The 21359-nt window shown below is 71.2% G+C and carries 15 protein-coding genes; 6 read left to right on the top strand and 9 right to left on the bottom strand.

The window, feature by feature from the left end:
• Positions 1-25 precede the first annotated feature (25 nt).
• From FGW31_RS31305 to FGW31_RS31295, 3 genes are all read right to left on the bottom strand, one after another.
• The gene (locus FGW31_RS31305; RefSeq protein ID WP_142196914.1) at positions 26-1351 is read right to left on the bottom strand and encodes a cytochrome P450; all 1326 of its coding nucleotides are present in this window, start codon (positions 1349-1351) and stop codon (positions 26-28) included.
• Positions 1352-1353: 2 nt separating this feature from the next.
• On the bottom strand, positions 1354-3732 hold the full coding sequence (locus tag FGW31_RS31300; protein ID WP_233452598.1) for a non-ribosomal peptide synthetase: 2379 nt from the start codon (positions 3730-3732) through the stop codon (positions 1354-1356).
• 362 nt (positions 3733-4094) lie between these two features.
• On the bottom strand, positions 4095-7868 hold the full coding sequence (locus FGW31_RS31295) for a non-ribosomal peptide synthetase (RefSeq protein ID WP_142196913.1): 3774 nt from the start codon (positions 7866-7868) through the stop codon (positions 4095-4097).
• 254 nt (positions 7869-8122) lie between these two features.
• Here FGW31_RS31295 and FGW31_RS31290 point away from each other — a divergent pair, with 254 nt between their 5' ends.
• Positions 8123-10117, top strand: a complete 1995-nt coding sequence (locus FGW31_RS31290; protein ID WP_142196912.1) for a carbamoyltransferase C-terminal domain-containing protein — start codon at positions 8123-8125, stop codon at positions 10115-10117.
• Between the two features lie 265 nt (positions 10118-10382).
• Here FGW31_RS31290 and FGW31_RS31285 read toward each other — a convergent pair whose 3' ends face one another.
• The 4 genes from FGW31_RS31285 to FGW31_RS31270 all read right to left on the bottom strand — a co-directional run bounded on the left by FGW31_RS31285 (position 10383) and on the right by FGW31_RS31270 (position 14065).
• Positions 10383-11237, bottom strand: coding sequence for a cytochrome c oxidase assembly protein (locus FGW31_RS31285; protein WP_142196911.1), 855 nt, complete (start codon positions 11235-11237; stop codon positions 10383-10385).
• A complete protein-coding gene (locus tag FGW31_RS31280; RefSeq protein WP_233452597.1) occupies positions 11234-11644 on the bottom strand; it encodes a DUF2243 domain-containing protein in 411 nt (136 codons plus the stop codon). Before FGW31_RS31280 ends, FGW31_RS31285 begins: the two co-directional genes overlap by 4 nt.
• A gap of 307 nt (positions 11645-11951) precedes the next feature.
• Positions 11952-12344 (bottom strand): hypothetical protein, encoded by a 393-nt coding sequence (locus tag FGW31_RS31275; protein ID WP_142196909.1) that lies wholly within the window; start codon positions 12342-12344, stop codon positions 11952-11954.
• 107 nt (positions 12345-12451) lie between these two features.
• Complete coding sequence (locus FGW31_RS31270) at positions 12452-14065, bottom strand: caspase family protein (protein ID WP_142196908.1); 1614 nt, start codon at positions 14063-14065, stop codon at positions 12452-12454.
• 306 nt (positions 14066-14371) lie between these two features.
• Here FGW31_RS31270 and FGW31_RS31265 point away from each other — a divergent pair, with 306 nt between their 5' ends.
• The 5 genes from FGW31_RS31265 to FGW31_RS31245 all read left to right on the top strand — a co-directional run bounded on the left by FGW31_RS31265 (position 14372) and on the right by FGW31_RS31245 (position 17934).
• Positions 14372-15406, top strand: coding sequence for a transposase domain-containing protein (locus FGW31_RS31265; protein WP_182675049.1), 1035 nt, complete (start codon positions 14372-14374; stop codon positions 15404-15406).
• A gap of 219 nt (positions 15407-15625) precedes the next feature.
• Complete coding sequence (locus FGW31_RS31260) at positions 15626-16501, top strand: S8 family peptidase (RefSeq protein WP_142196906.1); 876 nt, start codon at positions 15626-15628, stop codon at positions 16499-16501.
• A complete protein-coding gene (locus tag FGW31_RS31255) occupies positions 16498-16716 on the top strand; it encodes a hypothetical protein (protein WP_142196905.1) in 219 nt (72 codons plus the stop codon). The genes FGW31_RS31260 and FGW31_RS31255 overlap by 4 nt, the downstream gene beginning before the upstream one ends.
• A 24-nt stretch (positions 16717-16740) precedes the next feature.
• Positions 16741-17619, top strand: coding sequence for a cyanobactin maturation protease PatG family protein (locus FGW31_RS31250; protein WP_167530143.1), 879 nt, complete (start codon positions 16741-16743; stop codon positions 17617-17619).
• Between the two features lie 33 nt (positions 17620-17652).
• Positions 17653-17934 carry a hypothetical protein gene (locus tag FGW31_RS31245; RefSeq protein WP_142196904.1) on the top strand — a complete coding sequence of 94 codons (282 nt, stop codon included), beginning with the start codon at positions 17653-17655 and terminating at the stop codon, positions 17932-17934.
• Between the two features lie 334 nt (positions 17935-18268).
• Here FGW31_RS31245 and FGW31_RS31240 read toward each other — a convergent pair whose 3' ends face one another.
• Together FGW31_RS31240 and FGW31_RS31235 are read right to left on the bottom strand one after the other, a co-directional pair.
• Positions 18269-19633, bottom strand: coding sequence for a hypothetical protein (locus FGW31_RS31240; protein WP_142196903.1), 1365 nt, complete (start codon positions 19631-19633; stop codon positions 18269-18271).
• 14 nt (positions 19634-19647) lie between these two features.
• A complete protein-coding gene (locus FGW31_RS31235) occupies positions 19648-21270 on the bottom strand; it encodes a S8 family peptidase (protein ID WP_220450330.1) in 1623 nt (540 codons plus the stop codon).
• Between the last annotated feature and the right edge of the window lie 89 nt (positions 21271-21359).

The following is a 21359-nucleotide window of genomic DNA, read 5'->3' as shown; positions in this document are numbered from 1 at the left end:
GCCGGTGTGCGGGCCGGCGCGCGGGTCAGTAGCCGACGGGGCCGGGCTCGCGGCGGCGGCGGGCGGTGACCGGCAGATGGCTGTAGCCGGCGACGAAGTTGGAGCGCAGCCGCCGTGCCGGGCCCGCCGGCCGGAAGTCCTCGAACCGGCTCAGCATTTCCGTGAACATCAGCCGCAGCGAGACCTTGGCGACGGTGTGGCCGACGCAGAAGTGGGAGCCGACGCCGAAGGCGACGTGCCGGTTGGGCCGGCGGCGGATGTCGAAGGTGTCCGGATCGGCGAAGGCGTCCTCGTCGCGGTTGGCGGAGCCCAGCCACACGACGACGGCGTCGCCGGCCGCGATGCGCGCGCCGCGCAGTTCCACGTCGCGGACCGCGTAGCGCATGAAGTGGTTGGCGGGCGAGGCCCAGCGCAGGGCCTCCTCGGTGCCGCGCACCGCGAGGTCGGGGTGGGCGGCCCAGTCCTCCAGGACTCCGGTGCCGGCCTGGGTGGCCATGGCCGCGCTGGCGACGTGCGGTGTGGTGACGTTCGCGCCGAGCAGCAGGCTGTAGCAGTTGGACATGATCTCGCCGAGCGACATGCGCCGGCCGTTCAGGTCGATGGACATCAGGAAGCTGATCAGGTCGTCGCCGGTCTGCTTCTGCCGTGCGTGGACGATGTCCTGGAAGTAGGCGAACAGTTCGCGGTGCGCGGTGTCGAGGGTGGCCTCGGGGCTGTCGGCGAGCTGGAACTCCGGGTCGTCCGGTGCGATCGCGGCCGTGGTCAGCCGGGTCAGCTGCGCCCAGTCGGCGGCCGGCAGGCCCATCAGGGTGCCGGTGACCGCCATGGGCAGGTCGGCCATGGCCTCCGCGAAGTCGAAGACGCCGTCGCCCATCGGCTCGATCAGCCGGACGACGACCTCGCGGATCGCCTCGCGGTGGGCCTCGACCGCCTTGATGGACAGGGCGCGTTGCAGCGGTTCGCGCATCCGGGCGTGGCGCGGCGGGTCGGTGACCGCCATCTGCTTGCCGCCGGCCGGGTCGTCGGTGCCGAGGATGTTCAGCAGGGTGCCGCGCTCGGAGGTGAACAAGGTGTGGTCGCGCAACACGATCTGGGCGTCGTCGTACTTGGTCACCGACCAGTACGGGTGGCCGGACGGCGCTGTGCGGCGGCTCACCGGGTCGTGGCGGCGCATCGCCCGCCAGACGGCGTGCGCGTCACCGTCGCTGTGCAGCAGCGGGTCGGTGAGGTCGATGCCGCCGCCGTGGCCGACCGGGCAGCCGCCGGCGGCCGGGGGCGTCACGGCGTGGGCGACCGGGCATCGCGGGGCGGCCGGCGGTGCGTCGGCGGGGACGCCGGTTGCGGTGGTCATCGTCAGTCTCCTATCTGGCCGGCGAGGTCCGCGATGGTCGGCTGGAGGTAGAGGACACGGGCGGGCACTTCGACCTCGAAGGCGTCCTTGAGCGTGCCGAGCAGTTCGGCGACGAGCAGGGAGTGGCCGCCGAGGTCGAAGAAGTCGTCCTCCACGCCGACGGGTTCGACGCCCAGCACCTCGCCCCACAGGTCGGCCAGCCGTTGCTCGGTGGCGGTGCGCGGGGCGACGAACGGGTTCCACACGTTGCGCGGGACGCGGGTGGCGGCGGGCAGGGCCCGGCGGTCCACCTTGCCGTTCTTGTTCAACGGCAGTTCGGAGCGGATCAGGACGGCCCAGGGGAGCATGGCGGCCGGGAGGGTCGCGCGCAGCTGCTCGCGCAGCCGCGCCCCGGCCGCGTCGGGACCGGACGCCTGCCCGTCGAGGACGACGTAGGCGAGGAGGCGCTTGCCGCCGGTGTCGTCGGGCTGGCCGATGACGACCGCGTCCCGCACTCCGTCCAGCCGGGTCAGCTCCGCCTCGACGAATCCGGGCTCGACCCGGAATCCCTGCACCTTCAGCTGCTGGTCGGCCCGGCCGAGGAACTCCAGCGTGCCGTCGGGGCGCCAGCGGGCGAGGTCGCCGGTGCGGTACATCCGGCCGCCCGGGGCGCCGGTGACGGCGTCGGGCAGGAACCGCTCCGCACTCGCGCCGGGCCGGCCGGCGTAGCCGCGGGCCAGGCCCTCGCCGGCCGCGTACAGTTCGCCGGCGACGCCGGGCGGCACGGCGCGCAGCCGGCTGTCCAGGACGGCGACGTGGGTGCCGGGGACGGGACGGCCGATGGGCACCGTCTCGCCGTCGGGAGCCGTGCCGGTGGTCCAGCAGGCGGTGAAGGTGGTGTTCTCGGTGGGGCCGTAGCCGTTGCTGAACAGCAGGTGCGGATGGGAGGCCAGCAGGTCCGCGACGCGGCCGGGCGAGACCACGTCGCCGCCGGCCACGACGTGCCGCAGCCCGGCGAAGGCGTCCGGGTGCGTGCCGGCCATCCGGTGGAACAGCCCGGCCGTCAGCCACGCCACGGTCACGCCCTCGGTCCGCAGCGTGCCGGCCAGCGCGTCGAGTTCGACGGCTCCGGCGGGCGCCACGGCCAGGCGGGCGCCGTGCGCCAGTGGCGTCCAGATCTCCCACGTGGAGGCGTCGAAGGCGACCGGTGCCAGGTGCAGGAAGACGTCGTCGGCCGACACGTCGATCCAGTCGGGGTCGGTGACCAGCCGGGACACGGCGCGGTGCGGCACGGCGACGCCGCGCGGCTCTCCGGTGGATCCGGAGGTGTAGCTGATGTAGGCCAGGGCGTCGGGACCGGCCGGGTCCGGCGGGACTGGCACGGGGGCGGCAGCGGCGGTGGGTGGGGCGGTGGGGTCGAGGACGGGCAGCGTGTCGGGGACGACGATGGTCAGGGCCGGGTCGGCGACGAGGAGGCGGGCCCGGGAGTCCGCCAGGACGCGCAGGTGCCGTTCGGCGGGGTCCTCGGGGTCGAGCGCGAGGTAGGCGCCGCCGGCCTTGAGGACGGCGAGCAAGGTCACGACCAGCCGGACGGAGCGCGGCATGAGCACCGCGACGACGGCGTCCCGGTCGACGCCGCGTGCGCGCAGCCGGCCGGCGAGCGCGGTGGCCTCCTCCTCCAGCCGGCGGTACGTCAGCCGCTCGCCGTCGCCGGTGACGGCGAGCGCGTCGGGCGTGCGGGCGGCCTGCGCGGCGACCAGGTCGTCGATGCGGCGGGCCGGGGGCGCCGGGCGGCCGGGGCGGCCCAGGCCGAGCCATCGTGCGCACTGCGCCTCGTCACCGAGCGGGAGTTCGGCGACCGGGGTGTGCGGTGCGGTCAGGGCGGCCCGGTACGCGGCGAGGAGCGCCGCCTCCCAGCCGGTCCTGTCCGGCTCGGCGAGCCGGCTGCCGCTTCCGGCGCGGAGGGCGAGGGCCGGGCCGTCGGCGGCGTCGGCGGTGACGGCGGCGACCGGACCCGGCAGCGTGCCGTCGGGTCCCGCGCCGCCGGTGAGGACTTCGAAGGCGCCGTCGACCGCGGCCGGCGGCTCCGCCTCCTCCTCCGGCAGGAGCGCGGCCAGTCCGGTAGCCGCCTGCTGGACGACCTCGCCGATGGTGGGGCCGTCGGCGAAGGAGACGCCGACCTCGCCGGCGCGGTCCTCGTCGGATCCTGCCCACCGGCAGTGCACGGTGACCCGTTCCTGCAGGGAGCGCCGGTGCAGGAGGGTCAGGTGGGCGGCGAGCGCGGCCGCCACCGGTGCGTGCGGGTCGGCCGGTGTGCCGTGCGGTTCGGGTGCGGTGTCGGCCGGTGCGTTGTCCAGGGCGGCGACCTGTTCCTCGGTCGGCCGGGAAGCCAGCTTGATCATCTGCGTCCTTCCACGGATCGCTGTCATCGGTGGGGCACCGACGGACGGATGGGGCCGGGTGGCGGGTGCGGCATCGGGAGCCGGCGGGCGTACGGCGTGGCCGCCGCGGTGCCCGGGCCGGACGGGGCCGTCGGGCCGGACCGGAGTCGGTGGACGTGCGGCGTGGCCGGGTCCTGCCGGGAGGGCCGGGGCCGCGGGCCGGGTCCTGCCGGGAGGGCCGGGGCCGCGGGCCGGGCGGCCGGTGCGGGCCGACCGGCCGGGACCACGCGGGAGCCGCCGGCCGGACGGCGGTGTCCCGGCCCGGCCCGAGCGGGGACAGCGGCGCGTCGGCGGCGCGGACCGGTGCGGCGCGCGCCCGGCCGTCAGTCGCTGAAGGCGTCGGCGAGCATGTCGTCCAGGCTGGGCCCGCCGCCCTGCTCCGGCCGGCCGCCGAAGTCGCCCGCGGGTGTCAGGGGCGCGGCGTCGGTGACGAGCCGGGCGACGCCGTTGACGGTCGACGCCTCGAAGAAGTCGGTGAAGGAGATCTCCACGCCGAACTCCTCCTGGATCGTGTTGACCAGTTGCATCGCCAGCATCGAGTAGCCGCCGAGTTCGAAGAAGTCGTCGTCGGCTCCGATGTCCTGCTGGTCGAAGGCGTCGCGCCACACGGCGAGCAGGCGTTCGGCGACCGGTGCGGCCTCGCGTGCGGCGGTGTCGGCGGCCGCGGCGAGGGCGGCTCCCGGTTCGTTCACGATGTCCTCCACGATCGTGCGGTACTCGTCCGCGAGGGCGCGGACGGCGGTCCGGTCGAACAGGCTGCTGCGGTAGAGCAGCGACAGCACGAGGTCATGGCCGCGGTCGACGACGATCCAGCTGAGGTCCGTCTTCGACATGCCGCTGGACAGGCCGGTGGTCATGCCCTGGAAGTCCGAGAAGGACACTCCGGCGCTCTCGCGGGGCAGCACGGTCTCGTCCTCGGTGGCGAACCACACCTGGAAGTAGGGGCTGTGGCCGGGCCGGCGCGGCGGACGCAGGGCCTGCACCAGCCGGTCGAACGGCAGCGCCTGGTGCTCCAGGGCGCCGAGGCAGGTGGTCCTGACCTCGTGCAGCAGTTCCCGCCGGGTCATGCCGGGGGTCAGCCGTACGCGCAGGGGCAGGGAGTTGATGAAGCAGCCGATCAGCCCGTCGACGCCGGACCGCAGCCGGTTGGCGGCGGGAGTGCCGACGCACAGGTCGTCCCGGCCGCTGTGCCGGTGCAACTGCACGGCCAGCGCGGCGAGCAGCACCATGTAGGGCGTGACCCGTTCGTCGCGGGCGAGGGCGTGGACCTGCTCCCGCAGGCGGGGACCGAGCGGCAGCAGGACCTTGTCGCCGCGCGGGTCCTCGGCGGCGTGCTCCGGACGGTCCGCGGGCCAGTCGAGCGGCGGCGGAGCGGGCTCCAGCCGGCCGCGCCAGTACTCCACCAGTTCCTCCAGCCGCCCGGCGCGCAGATGGCCGCGCTGCCACAGCGCGAAGTCGCCGTACTGGAAGGACAGTTCACGCAGGTCCGCCGGCCGGCCGGTGCGCCGGGCCCGGTACAGCTCGGCGAGGTCGTCGAGGAAGACCTCCTTGGAGACGCCGTCGAACACCAGGTGGTGCACGTGGACCAGCAGCAGGTGCTCGGCGGCGTCCAGGCGGAAGAGGTGAACGGTGAACAGCGGTCCCCGGGCCGGGTCCAGCGGCACGCGGACGATGTCGTCGCGCAGCGCCGCCGCCCGTTGCCGTCCGCCGGACGGCTCGCCGGTCAGGTCGTGGTGGACGAGCGGGACCTCACCGGGCTCGTCGACGTACTGGACGGCGTTGCCGTCCAGCATGCCGAACCGGGTGCGCAGCGGCTCGTGACGGCGCACCAGGTCGGCGAGGGCCTCCTCGAAGGCCGTGCGGTCGAGCGGCCCGGTCAGGCGGCACTGCCACGACTCGTTGTACAGCGGGACGTCCGGTGCGGCACGGCTGAGCATCCACAGGTTCTGCTGGGAGAGCGCGACGGGTGCGGTGCGCGTCCGGCCGGTGCGTCCGGCCAGGGCCTCCTCGATGCTCCGCCGTTTGGCGCTCCAGCGGCGGCGGTCCTCCGCCTCGGCCGCCTCGACGGCTTCGGCGGTGCCGGCCGCGGCCGTCGCGGAGCCGTCTCCGGGACCGTCCGCCGGTCGGCGCAGCGCGTCGACCTTGGCGGCGAGGGCGCGTACGGTGCCGCCGTCGAGCAGGTCGGAGAGGACCACGTCGACGCCGAACCGGCGGCGGGTGCGGGCGACGATCCGGGCGGCCTGCAGGGAGTTGCCGCCGAGGCCGAGGAAGTCGTCGGTGGCGCCGACGGCGTCCCGCTTCAGCACGGCGGCCCACAGTGCGGCCACCTCGGCCTCGGTGCCCGGTGCCGCGGGCACCCCTTCCCCGCCCTCGGCGGGCTGCTCGGCGGCCAGCCGCTCCAGCGCGGCGTAGTCGACCTTGCCGTGTCCGGTGAGCGGGACGGCTTCGAGGTGGACGAAGCGGGCCGGGACCATGTGGGCGGGCAGCGCCGCGGCGAGGTGGGCGCGCAGGTCCGCCTCGTCGGGCCGGGCACCGTCGGCCGGACGGACGTACGCCACCAGCTGTTTGTCGGCGTCTGCCGCGTCCGTCGCGGTCACCAGGGCCCGGCCGACGTCCCGGTGCCGCTGCAAGACGGCCTCGATCTCGCCCGGTTCGACCCGGAACCCGCGGATCTTGATCTGGCTGTCGACACGGCCGAGGAACTCGAACTGCCCGTCGGGCAGCCTGCGTCCCACGTCTCCGGTGCGGTACAGGCGCCCGCCGTCGCCGGTGAACGGATCGGGCACGAAGCGGTCGGCGGTCTGTGCGGGCGCGCCGTGGTAGCCGCGGGCGAGTGCGGCGCCGCCGATGCAGATCTCGCCGGTGCCGCCGTCGGGCACCGGGCGCATGCGGTCGTCGAGGAGGTGCAGGCGGGTGTGCGCGATGGCGCGGCCGATGGGCAGCCGGCCGGCCGGGTCGGCGTGCTCCTTGGCCGTGTGGTGGTAGCTGCCGGTGGCCGTGGCCTCGGTCGGGCCGTAGACGTGGACCAGCGGGATGCCGGTGGTGCGCCAGGCCCGTACCGCGTCCGGCCGGGTGCGGTCGCCGCCCATGACGACGAACCGGACGGACTCGGGCAGTCGTTCGCCGGTCTCGGTGAGTTCGTCCACGAGCTGGTGCCAGTACGAGGTGGTGATCTCGAAGCCGGTGACGTGCTCGCGCCGCAGCAGGTCCAGGAAGTGCGGAATGCTGGGCAGGGCACGTCGGTAGCCGACGGGCAGCAGGGCGGCGCCGCTGAGCAGGGCGGGGAAGACCTCCTCCAGGGCGGCGGAGAAACCGATGGAGGCCAGGTGGAGGAAGCGGTCGTCGCTCCGCAGTCCGAACTCGTCGGCGGCCGCGGCGGCCAGGTTCGCCAGTCCGCGATGGGTGATGACCACGCCCTTGGGGACGCCGGTGGAGCCGGAGGTGTAGATCATGCAGGCGGCGCCGTCGGCGGGTACGTCGGCCGGTGGCTGTCCGTCCGGCAGCCCGGCGAGGTCCTGCTCCGGCGTGTCGAGGCAGATCCGGCGCACGTCGGACGGGCCCAGGCGCGGGGTGAGGTGACGCCGGGTCAGGACGATGCCGGTGCCGGAGTCCCGCAGCAGGTGGGCGATGCGGTCCGGCGGGTAGTCCGGGTCGAGCGGCACGTAGGCGGCGCCGGCCTTGAGGATGCCGAGCAGGGCCACGACGAGCTCGGTCGACGGCTCCAGCAGGACGCCGACGCGCGCCTCGGCGCCGACGCCCAGCGACCTCAGGCGGTGCGCCAGCCGGTTCGCCAGCCGGTCGGTCTCGCCGTACGTCAGCCGGACTCCGTCGCCGTCGACGGCGACGGAGTCCGGGGACGCGAGGACCCGCTGCTCGAAGACGCCGTGCACGGTGACCGGTGCGGTGTCGTTCGCGGTGGCCGCCGTGAGGTCGGGCGCGGTGACCGGCGTGAGGTCGGGCGCGGTGGCCGCCGTGAGGTCGGGCGCGGTGACCGGCGTGGCGTCGTGCGCGAGGGCCTTCGTGCCCGCGGCGGCGGCCGGCTGCCGTGGCGGCGCGGTGCCGGACGCCGCGTTCTTCGTCTCGCTGGGGATGACCATGTGTGCCAACCGTTTCGTGTCGTGGCCTCACGCATTTCTCCGAGGCACTTGGCCGGACGTGTCGAGGAGTATGTGCAGGTGGCGGAACCCGCGTCATCAGCGGCCCACAGGACAACGCGCTGCACACATCACGCACGGCATTCCACGTTCCGCTGAGCGGCGTGCACCGGATCTACGGTCGACCCGCCGCGGCGGCGTTTCCTACATTCGCAGTCACCGAACCGGCCAGAACGCCGACCGAGACGAGGTAAACCATGGTGGACGGACCTGCCGTCGAATACTCGCTGTCGTGCTACCTGAGTCCGCCGGGAGACCTCGCCGTACTCGCGCCGCGCCATGACCAGGCGGTCGCGCTCTGGCGCCACCGGGACCGGCGGGTGGAACTGGTGCGGCTGTGGGAACTGGAACGGCTGAGCGGCCAAAAGCACCACGCCTGGCCGCTGTTCACCCCGGAAAGGGCCACCGAGTTCCTCGACGGAATCCTCGCGGAGGAGAACCTCTCGGTCTCCGACATCAGCCGCACCTGGGGAACTCCGGGACTTCCCGGCAGTGTTCCGCTGGACCTTCCGCCGGGTACCGAGGAATTCCCGGTGCACAGCCTCGCCCATCTCTTCAGCGGCCTGCTGCTGGACACCGGGATATTCAGGAACGAGTCGATATTCGGTCTGGCGATGGATTCCGCGCCGGACGCGGTGCTGGACCGGCGCAGCCCGAAGCACTGGTACGCGGGCGCACTGTCGGTACGCGGTGACCTGCGCTTCGCCCCGGTGGAGTCCCCGGCCCCGCTGTACCACGCGGCGTCCACGCTGTTCCGGCTGGAACCCGGCTCACTGATGGCGCTGGCCAGCGCCTGCCGCACGTCCATCCGCTTCGACATCGAGACGGCGACGGAACGGCTGCGGCTGTTCGGCGGCCGGGTCACGCCGTGGGCCGCCGCGTTCGCACTGGTCGAGGAGCTGATCGCGGAGGCCGGGGATCAGTTGCGGCACGCCGAGCCGGACAGCGGCTTCACGCCGGAGGAGAACCTGCGCAGCGCGGTGATGAAGCACGTGCAGCGGGCGTGCGACCTGATCGCGGTGCGCAACGTCGAGCTGCTCAGGACGCTCGGTGACGTCCGCACCGAGGACTCCTACCTGTCGACCAGCGGCGGTTTCGGCCTCAACTGCCCGACGAACACGCTGCTGCTGGACCGGTTCGGCTTCCGCGGGCTGCTGACGCCGCCGTCCGCGAACGACTCCGGGCAGGCGCTCGGGCTCGGCATGCTCGGCCTGTACACGAGCGGTGCGCTCGACGACGCGGACCTGGTGATCGGGTCGGCGTACCACGGCTCGGGGATCGGTGACGTGGACGAGGCGCTGGAGGAGTTCGCGCCGTGGATCGCACAGGTGTCGCCGTTCGACGAGGACACCTTCGTGGCCGACCTGTCCGACGGCGTGCTGGCGTGGGTGGACGGGGCGGCGGAGATGGGGCCGCGGGCCCTCGGTCACCGGAGTCTGCTCGGCGACCCGCGGTCGGCGAAGGTGAAGGACCTCCTCAACGAGTACAAGCAGCGCCAGTGGTGGCGGCCCGTGGCGCCGATCGTCCTCGCGGAGCACACCGGGGAGTGGTTCGTGGCGGACCGGTCGTCGCCGTACATGCTGGAGGCCGTGCGGGTGCGGCCGGAGGTCGCCGACCGGGTGCCGGCGATCCTCCACCTGGACGGCACGGCGCGCCACCAGACGCTGGACGCCTCGGTCAATCCGCTGCTGCACCGCGCCGTCAGCGCCTTCCACCGGCACACCGGTGTGCCGATCGTCTGCAACACGTCGCTGAACGACAAGGCCGAACCGGTGGTCAACACCGCGGCGGAGGCGCTGACCTTCTGCGTCACCAAGGGCGTCCCGCTGGCGTACGTGGCCGGCCGTCGGATCGAGCTGCGTCCCCGGCCGGAGCCCGGCGCCGAGCGCCCGCCGGGCCCGCGGCCCCGCCGGACCGACTGGTTCACCGGTCAGGAGGAGGCACGCGACGCGCTGTGGCAGCGGTGGCGGGACCGCGGGTACACGGATGCGGGCATCTTCCTGCTGACGTGGTCGCCCAGTATCCGCCTGAACGGCTCCGCGCCGGCCATGGTGAACAAGCTGGCCGAGCACTACATGGCGAACGACGACTCCTTCGCGCACCTGTTCAAGACCTTCCAGAACGACAACGGCCCCGGCTCCCACTTCATCCGCCCCGGCGACCGGCTGCCGCGCCCGGTGATCGTCGAGTAGTCCGGGCCGCCGGACCGTCCGGCTGCCGGGCCCTTGGATGCCGGCGGCAATCCCCTCCCCCGTCGTCGGCCGCCGTGCCCCCACGGCGGCCGACCACGGGTCCGTGTTCCACCCCGCTGCGTCCCTCGCCTCCAACGGTGAGGGAACGGCCCACTGCTGTCGAGCGAGGTGCCGCGCCCCAGAGGGCCCCGCAGTCGAACGTCCCGGGACGAGCCGAACATGAGCAGCCCGCACGACAGTGAACCGGCCTGCCGTACCGGACGGGTCACGGACGCGACCGCGTCGTTTCCCTCAGCCGTCGGCCTCCGCTCCCGGCCGGCCCGGCACCGTACCCGGACCGTGCCGTGGTCCGGGCGTGGCGTCGGCCGGTGGCCGCGTACCACTGGACGGCGAGCACCAGCGCCAGCGCGACATCGACCGCGTCCCCGCCGTAGTACATGACCTGGGCGCCGAGGCGCAGGTCGTGCGCCTCGAACCGGGTACCGGGCGGGCCGGTGGCGTACAGGCTCTTCGCGAGGACGGCGTGGGCCGCTCCCGCCGCGAGCAGGGTCGCCGCACGCAGAGGAAGGCCCCATCCGCGGCGCACCGGGTCCATCTGGCAGACGGCGAAGGAGAAGAGCAGGCCCGCGGCCGGCATGTGCAGGTCGACGGCGCCGCTCAGTGCGGGGTGGTGGTGCGCGTGGGACAGCAGCTCGGTGCGGTACAGCAGCCACAGGCCGCCGATGTCCACGACCGCGGCCACCGGCGGACACAGCAGCCACCGCACCGGGGCCGAGTGCGCCGCGCGCAGCACGCCTCGGCGCGGGCCGCCCGGCGGCAGGGCGCGCAGGGCGAGGGTGAGCGGGCGCGCGACGACCAGCAGGACGGGGCCGGCCATGGCCACGAGCAGGTGCCGGACGGAGTGGGCGGTGAACGGCCCGCCCGGCACCCACCCGCACCACCCCCAGACCAATACCGCGCCCCCGGCGACGAAGGCGCAGTCCCGTCGCCACGGCCAGTCGTCGCCGCGCCGCCTCAGCCTCGCGGCGGCGGACAGGTACGCCGCGCACGCCGCCACGCACACCGCCACGCACACGGCGACGACCGCCGGCACGGTGCCCGGAACCGGGTGGACCGTCATGACCGCCGACGGCCCCGTCGTCCGGCCCGCACGACGATGCCCACGCCCACCAGGAGCAGCGCGAGGCCCGCCAGATTCCACGCCCAGTCGTACGGGGTGACGTCGACGCCGTAACGGATCTGGTGCACGCGCAGCAGCTTGTGGTCGACGACCCCGTCGAACAGCTGGAAGGCACCGAGCCCCAGGAAGAAGCCTCCTCGGGCATGGGCGGGCGACAGCACCCGGCGGCGCCGCAGGTCGGAGAAGAGGACGGCGCCGGCGACCAGCGCCAGCAGCTCGGCGGTGTGCAGCAGGCCGTCGGAGACCAGTGCCGCGCCGGAGGTGGACCGGTCGTAGAAGTGGTGCCAGTGCAGGATCTGGTGGAAGACGATCTCGTCCACGGCCGCCATGACGGCGGCACCGATCATCGCGCACACGAGCAACGACCGACGCGGCTCGCTCCGTCCCGCCTCCGCCCCCTGACCTGGCATCCTCACGGTTCCGCGTCCGCCTTTCCGCACGGGCCGGTGTGACCTCACCTTCACCGTCTACCCCACCGGCCGCACAACGTCTCACCGCACACGCGTGCCCCTACCCGCTCCCGGACCCTGGCACGGAGGCTGCGCACGCACCTCGCCCGGAAAGCGCAGCCCTGGGTGTCGAGATCGCCGAGCCGGTCGGCATCGCCGGCTCCCGCAGGGCGACCGAGGAGTGCTTCGAGCAGTACCGGAGGCACTAACAAGGGCGGGGGCCACCGGTGGTGTCGTCTCCGCCCGGCGCGGTCGCCGTGAACTGGAAGGGCGGCTCGAACGGGCCCATGACCAGGAGTTGTACCGTGCCGGCTCGGCTGTCGACCAGCCGCTGGTAGGAGGCCGCGGGACTCTTCACGCGGGGAGGCGGTACCGCCTGGGGATCGACGCCTTCCAGGGTTACGCGGCCGGCACTCTCGTCGTGAATCCGGCGGCGGAACTCCGTCAGCCACTCCTCCTTGGGCCCGGTGGGTCCGAAGGCCTTGAGCATGGCGAGCGTGGTTTGCGCCGAAGGGAGTTCGGACAGGTCCGGCTGCCGCATGCGCGCCAGGTCCGCGGCAGCCATGTGGTAGACCGCTTCATCCTCGGCTGTGGACATCGGCTGTCCTCCATCGGTGCGGCCGCGGTGGCGGCACGGCGTCCGAGACCGCCACTGTGGTGGCTGCGCCGGTGTGCGCAGCCACCACAGTGTGGCTCTCGGCCGGGTCAGGACAGGGCCCTGATGAGAGGCGGCAGGCAGTCGGCGGCCACGTCAAGCGCGGCGCTGAGCCAGTTCTTGCGCTCCTCCTGGCTCAGTCCGGCGGGCAGCGGCAGCTCGATCTGCTGATCGGTGCCGGGCCGGTAGTCCTTCTTGAAGGGGGTGTAGTCCTTGCTGAATGCCTCGATGGCCAGCGGCACCGCGACCGACACCAGCGTCTCGACGAGGCCGAAGAACTTGTCGTTGCCGCGGAACTCCGACGGGATCCTCTGCGCGATCTCCGCGTGGACGCCGGCGCCGTCCGCCTGCGGCGCCTTGCCCCCGCCAACGGACCCACCGCTCTTGGTCAGCTCGTCGATCACGGCCGGGATGAGAACGCGGCCGGCGTCGAAGATCGCGTCCCAGAACTTCGGGTTGCCGAGGTTCTCCGGGTTCTCCAGCGGCTGACGGATCACTGGCGCCTTCCCGGAGGGCGGCATGGCCGCGGCGAAGGCGGGGGCCAGGATGGCACTGCAGCGCTGCACGTCGGCGAGCCAGCCGTCGCCGGACACGAAGTCCTTCCCGCTGGTCTTGGTGCTCGCCTTCTTCAGTTCGTCGAGGAAGGAGTCGACAGCCTTCTCGACGGTCGGAGTCGTGGTCATCGTGGATGTTCCTTTCGTTGCGCTTCCTCCGGACCCGGAGGAAGGAGACTTCACCGATGCGGCCGATGCGGATTTGAGGAGGTCCTCGACCTTCGCGATCATTTCCTTGCTCACCCCGTTCATGGAGATGAGCGTGCGGGCGAGCTGCTCTTCCCGGCCGGACGGTGCGAAGATGCACGGCGTTTGACTCATGTTGAGTGACGCCAGACGATCCGCCGCCCGGGAGACCACGTCGGCGACCGGCGTTGTGTCGCTCACGTCACGCAGGAAGGCGTAGGTGAACGCCGAGAGCCACCCGGTCACGGCGCTGCCCGCGGCGGCGGTCTGGTCCGCCCGGCACGCCGTGATCAAAATGCCGTTGAGTTCGCCGGTCCCGGGCACGACACCCTTGGGCACGAAAGCCTTGCCCGGCGAGTTCGCGAAGTTGAACACCAGGGACGACTCGTCACGCAGCGCGGGCCGGCCGAAAGGCTTCACCGCACGACAGGCCGTCAGTGCGTTCGCCTTGGAGAGAGCCTTCTCCGGCGGTGGCGTGAACACCTTGGCCCGGACGAGACGGGGCGCAGCGTCAACGAAGAAGGTCTTCTCCATGCCCCCGGAGTGGCAGGCGTCGAGTATGACCGTGAGCACTCCGGGCGGCAGCCCGGCGGTGCGTCGGACGAGTTCTCCGTCTTCCAGGAAGTCGTCGTAACAGCAGAGGACTTCCGTCATCACGTCACCCTTGAGATAACGGTAGCCGTGGGACGACTGGAAGAAGACCCGGCGATCGTCCGGGTGCGCTCCTTGGCAGAGCCAGTCCAGGCCTTCCCGGGTTCGATCCAAAGTGGCATCGGCGTCGTGCAGGACGCGGATCTCCGAGTCGTCGAAGCCGAGCTCGCCCAGCAGCTGCTTGAAGGCCGCCGTGTCGGCGATACAGCTGTTCAGGCGGTTCGCGGGATCCGGATATTCATCGATTCCGACGAGCAGTGCGCGATGGGTCATTGCTGCTCCTTTTCACCTCGGACGGGTTGTCGCAAATTCAATTGAAGAGAGAATCACTCAATCACCCCGAGAGAGTGCGGAATCGATTCTCCCGCGCAACGGAGGAGCATCTCCCCGCCCGGGTCCAAGACCAGGGATCTCGAGCGCAACTTCATGCTTCGCCGCCTTCCGGCCCCCTGGCAACATGAAGCGATCGGCAACCGCTGACTTAAGAAGGACGTTGGCCAGTTCCAGGGAGGTGACCGGGTGCCACGGGCGGGACAGTCCAGGAAAGCACCGGACGACTCACTCACCGATCGCATTTCCGTGGGTCTGATCCTCCGGACGTTTCCCCCGCACCTGGTGGACGCGGTGGTCGCCTCGTGCGGGCGCACCGAACACCGCCAACGACTTCTGCCGTCGCGGACCACCGTCTACTTCGTCCTGGCAATATGCCTGTTCACACAAGAAAGCTATGCGCGCGTCGCTGAACTCCTCGCCGACGGATCCCTCTGGGCCGGGGCGGAGCACGCAGCGGGCCGGCCGCCGACCACGGCCGCCATCTCACGGGCCCGAGCCCGGCTGGGCCCGGAGCCGCTGGCAGGCCTGTTTGCCGAGGTCACCCGTTCATCTCTCGCACGGACGGCGCCCGGTGACCGGTACGGCCGCTGGCGGGTGGTGTCCGCCGACGCAGCGGCGGTCGCGGTCCCGGAGAGCGAGGAGAACCGCTCCTGTTACGGACTCCGGCCTGCCGTCGTACCCGCTCAGGGCCGGTTTTCGAACTCAACCCGGGGTGCCCTGCCCCGAGTGCACGTCCTCGCCCTGGGCGACCGCAGCAGCCTCGCCGTCCGGCACGCAGTGCTGGAACGACCGCCCGACCACTCGCCCGGGTTCCTTGCCCAGGAACTGTGCGCTGTCCTGGGCCCGGGTGACCTGCTGCTGGCCGGCGACGAATTCGACGATCCCGTCGCACTGGCAGCCGCCTGCGCCTCGGGCGCGGACCTGCTCTGGCAGACGAGTTCCCGTACACCCCTGCACACCCATGCCGTGCTCCCCGACGGCTCCCGCATCGGCGAGTTGGCCGGTTCGCCCTGCACCGTCCGGGTGATCGGGGCAGGGACGTCGATCGCCTCGCTCGCCACCACCGTCCTCGACGCTCAGGCTGCCCCTGCCTCGGAGCTGGTCGCGCTTCACCGCCACCGATGGCGGCTTCTCGCTTCACTCGCTTCCTCCGGCACCCTGTCACCCGGCAGGCCGCAAGTGCTGCGTTCCCGCTGGCCCGACGGCGTCGAACAGGAACTCTGGGGTCATTTCCTGATTCACCACATACTCTGCGGCCTGCGACATCTCACCGGGTCGTGAGGACTGCTTCCCCCGCACATCCGCCGCCTGGGAATTCGCTCGTTGTCAATTCGCTCCTCAGCCTTAAGTCAGCGGTACCACGCCCACGACGAACGCCGCCCGGAGAAAGAACTGCCTCTTCGTCAATTCGGCGGCCGTCGACCCTTATCGACAAAACTGGCGAACCGTGCAATGGTGGAGAGGCGAGGGTGTAGTGGCCCCTCGGTCGGGAGGTCTCCCATGAATCCCTTGGATCTGGTCGGACTCTCCCCGCTGATGAAACTCACGAGCGGCGAGTCCGAAGTCACGATCGGGCTGGTCGACGGCCCCGTAGCCGTGGACCACCCCGAACTGAACGCCGAGAGCATTCGGCTGTCCGGCGACACGCCGTGCCTCCCGAAACGGAGCACGGCATGCCGACACGGCACGTTCGTCGCCGGAATTCTCGTGGCTCGCCGCGGCGGAATGGCCCCGGCCATCTGCCCAGGTTGCACCGTCCTCTCGCGCCCCGTATTCACCGAGACGGCGCCCGACGAGGAGCACTCTTTGTCCGTAAGCGTTCAGCGCCTGGCCACGGCCGTCCGCGAGTGCGTCGACGCGGGCGCGCGAGTGCTGAACGTGAGTGCGGGGACGGCGCAGCCCTCGACCAGGCAGGAACGAGAGCTTCATGCGGCCCTCGACCACGCGGCCGCGCACGGTGCACTCGTGGTCGTGGCCGCGGGCAACCAGGGCACTCTCGGCAGCAGCGCTCTGACGCGTCATCCTTGGGTGATCCCCGTCGTGGGATACGACTCGGAGGGCCGGCCCTCGGCGCACTCGAACCTGGGCAGCTCGATGGGGAGGCTCGGGTTGGGAGCACCGGGTGAGAACGTCGTCAGCCTCAGTGACCATGGCGGGGTCCGGACCCAGCACGGAACCAGCGTCGCGACCGCTTTCGTGACAGGCGCGATCGGTCTGCTGTGGTCACGCTTCCCACAGGCGGACGTCGCCGAAGTCAAAAACGCCTTGACGGGCTGTCATGGGAGGCGGCGCACCAGTGTCGTCCCACCCCTGCTCGATGCCTGGAAGGCACATCGGATGTTGTCGGCCACCCAGTCAGGGAGGGCAGCAGAATGAGCGAACACGTGGAAACGCCTCCTTCCGGGCGCCGCAGGAAGCCGCACAAGGTGTACCTGCCCGGATTCATCGACGAAGAAGACATCGGCCTCGGGGACGTCATCCGCAAGGCGACCTCAATGGCGGGGGTACGGCCGTGCGGTGGCTGCAACGAGCGCGCCGAACGCCTCAACGACTGGATGGTCTTCTCCACGCGACCTTCAGCCGATTCCTGAAGCAATGGCACGAGGAGGTTCGACATGGCACAGACACCAGAGCCCGTAAGCCCGCCTGAACAGTCCACATCGTCTCCGGCTCAGTCCCCGGCGAACCGCTGTCCCTCGTCCGGGACGGCCTCCCCTTCGGCACCCCCTGCGTTCGTCTACGCGGTCGGCCAGGTGGAGCCTCGGTTTCCAGGGCTGGCGGCGGAGAAGGAATTCGCGCAGGCGATGAGCCGGGTCGACACCGCGGGACAAACAGACCGGCAGGCGCTTCGGTCGGTGCTGGACGAGCGGGCCGGCAGGTACCTCGCCCGACAGATCTGCTGGGTGTTCACGATCGAGGGACTGGAGACCTACATCCTTGTTCCTCGCGATCCCACGGATTTCGATCTCCTGATCGAGGCCGTGCGACCTGATCCCGGCCGACACGACGTGGATGTGGTCATAGGGTTGCGTGGCTCCAACGCCCCGCCCGACCGATGCAACGGGCTGATGGTGCCCATTGTGGCGTTCGATCAGCTGTACTCGTTCGACCGGGACACACTCATCAGTGCCATCCCACGACCGCAGGACCAGCCCGAGGACAAGTTCCAGGCAACCGCTGCCGAACTCTTCGACCGGATCGGGCAGGTGGCGGACAACGCGGGGGCGACCGACGAGCACAGGGCCCTCAACTACCTGGCAGTTCGCTACCACGCGATTTACACCAGGGCAGCCCAGTCCCATGCCGCGGAAGCAACTCTCAGCGAGGTGGAGGTCCGGCGCTCGCGCCTGAGCGGCGCCCGGAACATCGTGGACGTCATCTTCTCCTACACGCATCGGCGCAACGATACGACCGAGAGGTACTTCGTCCGCGTGGACGTGACCGAGGAATTCCCCTTCCTGGTCACCAAATTGTCGCCGTTCTACGAGCGCTGACAGTTCCGCTCCTCACCTGAAAAGGAGGCAAAGATGACGAATCCTCAATTCTCCGCAGAGGCAACACTCGACCGGGGACTGCCAGTTCACGTCAGCCCGCGGTTCGAGGTCGGACCGAGGGAAGCCGAAGGCGGCATCGTCCCGCAGTCGTATCCGGCCCAGTGCCAGGGCGCGCAGGGATTCACCAAGACCGAGTGCTACGGCGTGGTGGAGATGTGCCAGGACTGCTGCCAACGGTATGACTTCGGTTCGGGCTACCACGATGTCTGCGGCACCCCGTACGTCTGCGGGGCATGCATCGGCCTGCCCTTCTAGACGCGCGCAGACAGCTCGGAAGCACGCCCGCCCGCCGACCTCCACGGCCGGCGGGCGGGCGTGCGATCGGCGCGCCGACGAGGTCGTCCGAGTACAGGGCCAGCAGCCCGGCGGCCGGACAGTCGGCCGCCGGTGCACGCCTCCGCTGCAACCCATCGCCGACAACTGGTGCGGCTTCGGGCGCCGGGCTCGCCGACAACTGGTGCGGCTTCGGGCGCCGGGCTCGCCGACAACTGGTGCGGCTTCGGGCGCCGGGCGGGGTGGGTGAAGATGCCTGAGCGGCTCCGGGCGGAGACATTCACCGGACTGTGGTGCTCAGTTCTGCCTTGCTGCTTCAGGCGTGCGCTGCGGCGGCTTCCGCGGCGAGCGCGGCCACCGGGCCCTTGCGGATGTCGGAGTGCGCGCCGGCGAAGGGCTGTCCCTCCACGTCGTTGATGACGCGGGCGGCGTTGACCCGGTAGAAGGTGCCGGGGACGAATCCGTAGTCGGTGTGGCCGTCGGCCGGCATCAGGCGGTCCTCCAACGGTTTCACTGCCTGGTACCCGTCGAAGCCCATGCCACCCCATCGTCCCGCGGCCTGAGCCTGCGAGTCCTGGCCGGCCAGGAAGGAAGCCCTCGGATACCACACGCCGACCGCCCAGTCGTGGACGCTGAACGTGGCCACCAGGGGGCCGTGCACCCGGTTCACGAAGGCATTCAAGGCGCCGGCACTGCCGAAGGGGTTGTCCTGCGCGTGAGCGAACGACCAGTGAGAGAACGCGCCCTGCAGGAGCAGCAGTGACGCGACCGGGCTCTTCTCCCGCGCGCTGATGCCGGACAAGGCGAAGGAAACCAGCCGGGCGCCGAAGCTGTGGCCCATCAGGTGCACCCGCACGGAGGGCGACCGGCCGTGCAGGGTTTCGAGCAGCGGTCCCAGTCCGCCGCGCCCGATGTCGCCGGCGCGTGCCTTCATGATCGTGTACGAGAGCACGCGCATGGCGTCCTTGGCGCCGTTGACGGCGCGGTTGAACCAGTCGCCGATGCCTTGCGTTGCGGACCCCGGTGGAGCGCTGCCGAAGGCCTCGGCAGCCGCTTGGTAACCCCTCTTCGGGTCCGTGGTCAGCAACAGCGCGGTTTCGCCCGAGTCCTCGAACTCGCCCTGGGGCGCCGGTGGTACCAGCGACTTCAGCCGCTGATGGATCTGCCGCAGCCGCTCCTCCTTCTGCGCGTCGGACGTGAGCGAGCCGACCGCTTCCTCTCCCTCGTCGATGAGCCGACCGATTTCCCTCACGGTCTTCTGCTGCGCCGGGTCGGCGAATCCTGGCATGAGGGAGTCGGCGATCTCTCTGCCTGTCAGTGCTGTCGTCCCTGCGTCGAGGTCCACTACGGCACGGCTCCCGGACTGTGGGGCGCCAGCCGCTGATGGAGGGGTCGCCGGTGTGGGCGGGAACCACAGCGAAGGCCAGTACACGCCGACGAACCCCAGGTTGCCGATGCCCGTGAGGCCGGTGGCGGCTTCCCGGATCCTCGGAAACATGTCGTCGTACAGCTCGCCGGCCATGTTCTCCGACGTGCCCCACCCGTGGCTGAACATGAAGAGGTCCTCCACGCCTTCGGCGATCACCTGGTCGAGGAAGGCTGCCTCGGCGGGCGCCGTCAGGCGGCCCTTCTCGTCGAATCGGAGGTCCCACACCGGCTCATTGGTCGTCAGTCGCGTCATGCCGTGCCCCTTCGTCAGACGTTGGCGAGCATTCGCATCAGGTCGACCAGGCCCGCTCCCTGGGCGTAGCGTTCGCGGCCGAGGTCGGTGGCGCTGGCGGTGAGCATGCGCTTGATCTGCCGCGGTCGGCCGATGAACTCCGGGCGGGCGGAGAGAAAGGCCGCGATGACGCCGGAGACGTGAGGTGCCGCCATCGATGTGCCCGACTGTTCGGCGTACGTGAGCAAGCTCTGCGGGAGAGGAGCCCCTGGAACCGGGGTCAGCCCGGCCGCTGCCCGGACCTGGCCGGTGGCGGCGGAGGAGATCCACTCACCGGGCGCCACGACGTCCGGTTTCATCCGTCCATCGAGTGTCGGCCCCTTGCCCGACGTCCAGGTGACACCGAAGGCGTGCGGCGCGTCCCGGTGCGTGGAGCCGACCGCTATGCAGTCCTCGGCATGCGCCGGTTCGGTGATCGAGCCCAGGACGGCGGAGGTGTTGGCCGACTCTCCGGTGGCGGTGCGGGCACCGAAATTGCCCGCGGAGACGACCACGACCACACCGGATGCGACGAGCTGGTTCACGGCCTGGCAGAGCGGTGACTGGCCTGCGGCGTACTGATCGGGTCTCCACTCGGAGCCGAGGCTCATGTTGACTCCGTGAACGCGCAGAATCCCCGGGTCCACATTGACCTCGGTCCGCAGGTACGTCAGAGCACGGATGACCGCACTGGAGGACGTCACCCATGTGCCCTGACGGCTGCGCCGCATGACCTTGATGCTCACCAGTTCGCACGCCGGCGCCATACCGGACAGCTTGTCCACATGGGCCCGCTGAACGTACCCGGCTTCCCCGGGGTCGTTGGACTCTGCCACAAGCGGCTTCATGTCGTCCGGCGTGCAGCCCGAAATGATGCCGGCGACGTGAGTGCCGTGTCCGTTCTCGTCCACCAGAGGCTGCATCGTGTGATCGCCCGGCCCGTCGGACGCGCCGTGGCCGACCGTCTCCGCCGGGTCGTCGGGGTTCACGAGGAAGCTGAAGTCGCGGTGCAATTGACTGGTCCGCCCCTGCAACTGGTCCTCCCCTCGGCCGGCGGCTGCAAGTTCCAGCTGGGAGAAGTGCGGGTGAGAAGCATCGATTCCACTGTCGACGACGGCCCAGACGATTCCGTGACCACGTGCGTCGTACGAGCGCCAGGCGGCGTTGGCCTTCACGGTGGGTGCGGAACGGTCGATCTGCGGAGTGAGCCGGTAGTCCGGCCACACCCGGAAGATGGTCGGTGGCCGGTGGTTGCGTTCGGCGAGAGAGCGGTCCTCCGCCACCAGGTCGCGCACGACGGCGCGGGAGAGCACGCACTGATACAGCTTCGGCGCGATAGGAGCGAGTCCCTGCGGAACAGGCGGCTGAACGGGGCTTTCTGACGTGAATTGCTCGGGCCACCTGCCGCCGGCCATCGCCGCGTAACTCTGCCAGATACCGTAGAAGGCCTCCCGGACCGCCAGCAGGCCTCCCGGATAGAGCACGTTCAGTTCGATCAGCATCGGGACCCGCTGTTGCGGTGCTTCCGAGGCGGGCCCCTTGTCGGAAGTACCGTCCGGCGGCAGATTCAGATCACCGACGATGGGAGACCGGAAGGGTCCCTCGGGCTCGTGCATCATGACAGTGCCCTTTTTCTGCCACCAGAAGCGGGCGGGGTACCGAATGCGGGGCACCGATCACATACCCGCACATGTGGCGCTCTGCTCCG

It is taken from the genome of Streptomyces calvus (assembly GCF_006782915.1).
GTDB classification, from domain to species: Bacteria; Actinomycetota; Actinomycetes; order Streptomycetales; family Streptomycetaceae; genus Streptomyces; species Streptomyces calvus.
Note: the sequence above shows the minus strand (reverse complement) of the source record. Positions and strands in the feature narration are given on the sequence as shown.

Excerpts from the sequence above, each read along its gene's own strand:
- FGW31_RS31305 (WP_142196914.1), bottom strand. The coding sequence starts at position 1,351 with ATGACCACCGCAACCGGCGTCCCCGCCGACGCACCGCCGGCCGCCCCG.
- FGW31_RS31280 (WP_233452597.1), bottom strand. The coding sequence starts at position 11,644 with ATGATCGGTGCCGCCGTCATGGCGGCCGTGGACGAGATCGTCTTCCAC.
- FGW31_RS31290 (WP_142196912.1), top strand. The coding sequence starts at position 8,123 with ATGGTGGACGGACCTGCCGTCGAATACTCGCTGTCGTGCTACCTGAGT.
- FGW31_RS31270 (WP_142196908.1), bottom strand. The coding sequence starts at position 14,065 with ATGACCCATCGCGCACTGCTCGTCGGAATCGATGAATATCCGGATCCC.
- FGW31_RS31245 (WP_142196904.1), top strand. The coding sequence starts at position 17,653 with ATGACGAATCCTCAATTCTCCGCAGAGGCAACACTCGACCGGGGACTG.
- FGW31_RS31250 (WP_167530143.1), top strand. The coding sequence starts at position 16,741 with ATGGCACAGACACCAGAGCCCGTAAGCCCGCCTGAACAGTCCACATCG.
- FGW31_RS31285 (WP_142196911.1), bottom strand. The coding sequence starts at position 11,237 with ATGACGGTCCACCCGGTTCCGGGCACCGTGCCGGCGGTCGTCGCCGTG.
- FGW31_RS31240 (WP_142196903.1), bottom strand. The coding sequence starts at position 19,633 with ATGACGCGACTGACGACCAATGAGCCGGTGTGGGACCTCCGATTCGAC.
- FGW31_RS31300 (WP_233452598.1), bottom strand. The coding sequence starts at position 3,732 with ATGATCAAGCTGGCTTCCCGGCCGACCGAGGAACAGGTCGCCGCCCTG.
- FGW31_RS31295 (WP_142196913.1), bottom strand. The coding sequence starts at position 7,868 with ATGGTCATCCCCAGCGAGACGAAGAACGCGGCGTCCGGCACCGCGCCG.
- FGW31_RS31255 (WP_142196905.1), top strand. The coding sequence starts at position 16,498 with ATGAGCGAACACGTGGAAACGCCTCCTTCCGGGCGCCGCAGGAAGCCG.
- FGW31_RS31275 (WP_142196909.1), bottom strand. The coding sequence starts at position 12,344 with ATGTCCACAGCCGAGGATGAAGCGGTCTACCACATGGCTGCCGCGGAC.
- FGW31_RS31235 (WP_220450330.1), bottom strand. The coding sequence starts at position 21,270 with ATGATGCACGAGCCCGAGGGACCCTTCCGGTCTCCCATCGTCGGTGAT.
- FGW31_RS31260 (WP_142196906.1), top strand. The coding sequence starts at position 15,626 with ATGAATCCCTTGGATCTGGTCGGACTCTCCCCGCTGATGAAACTCACG.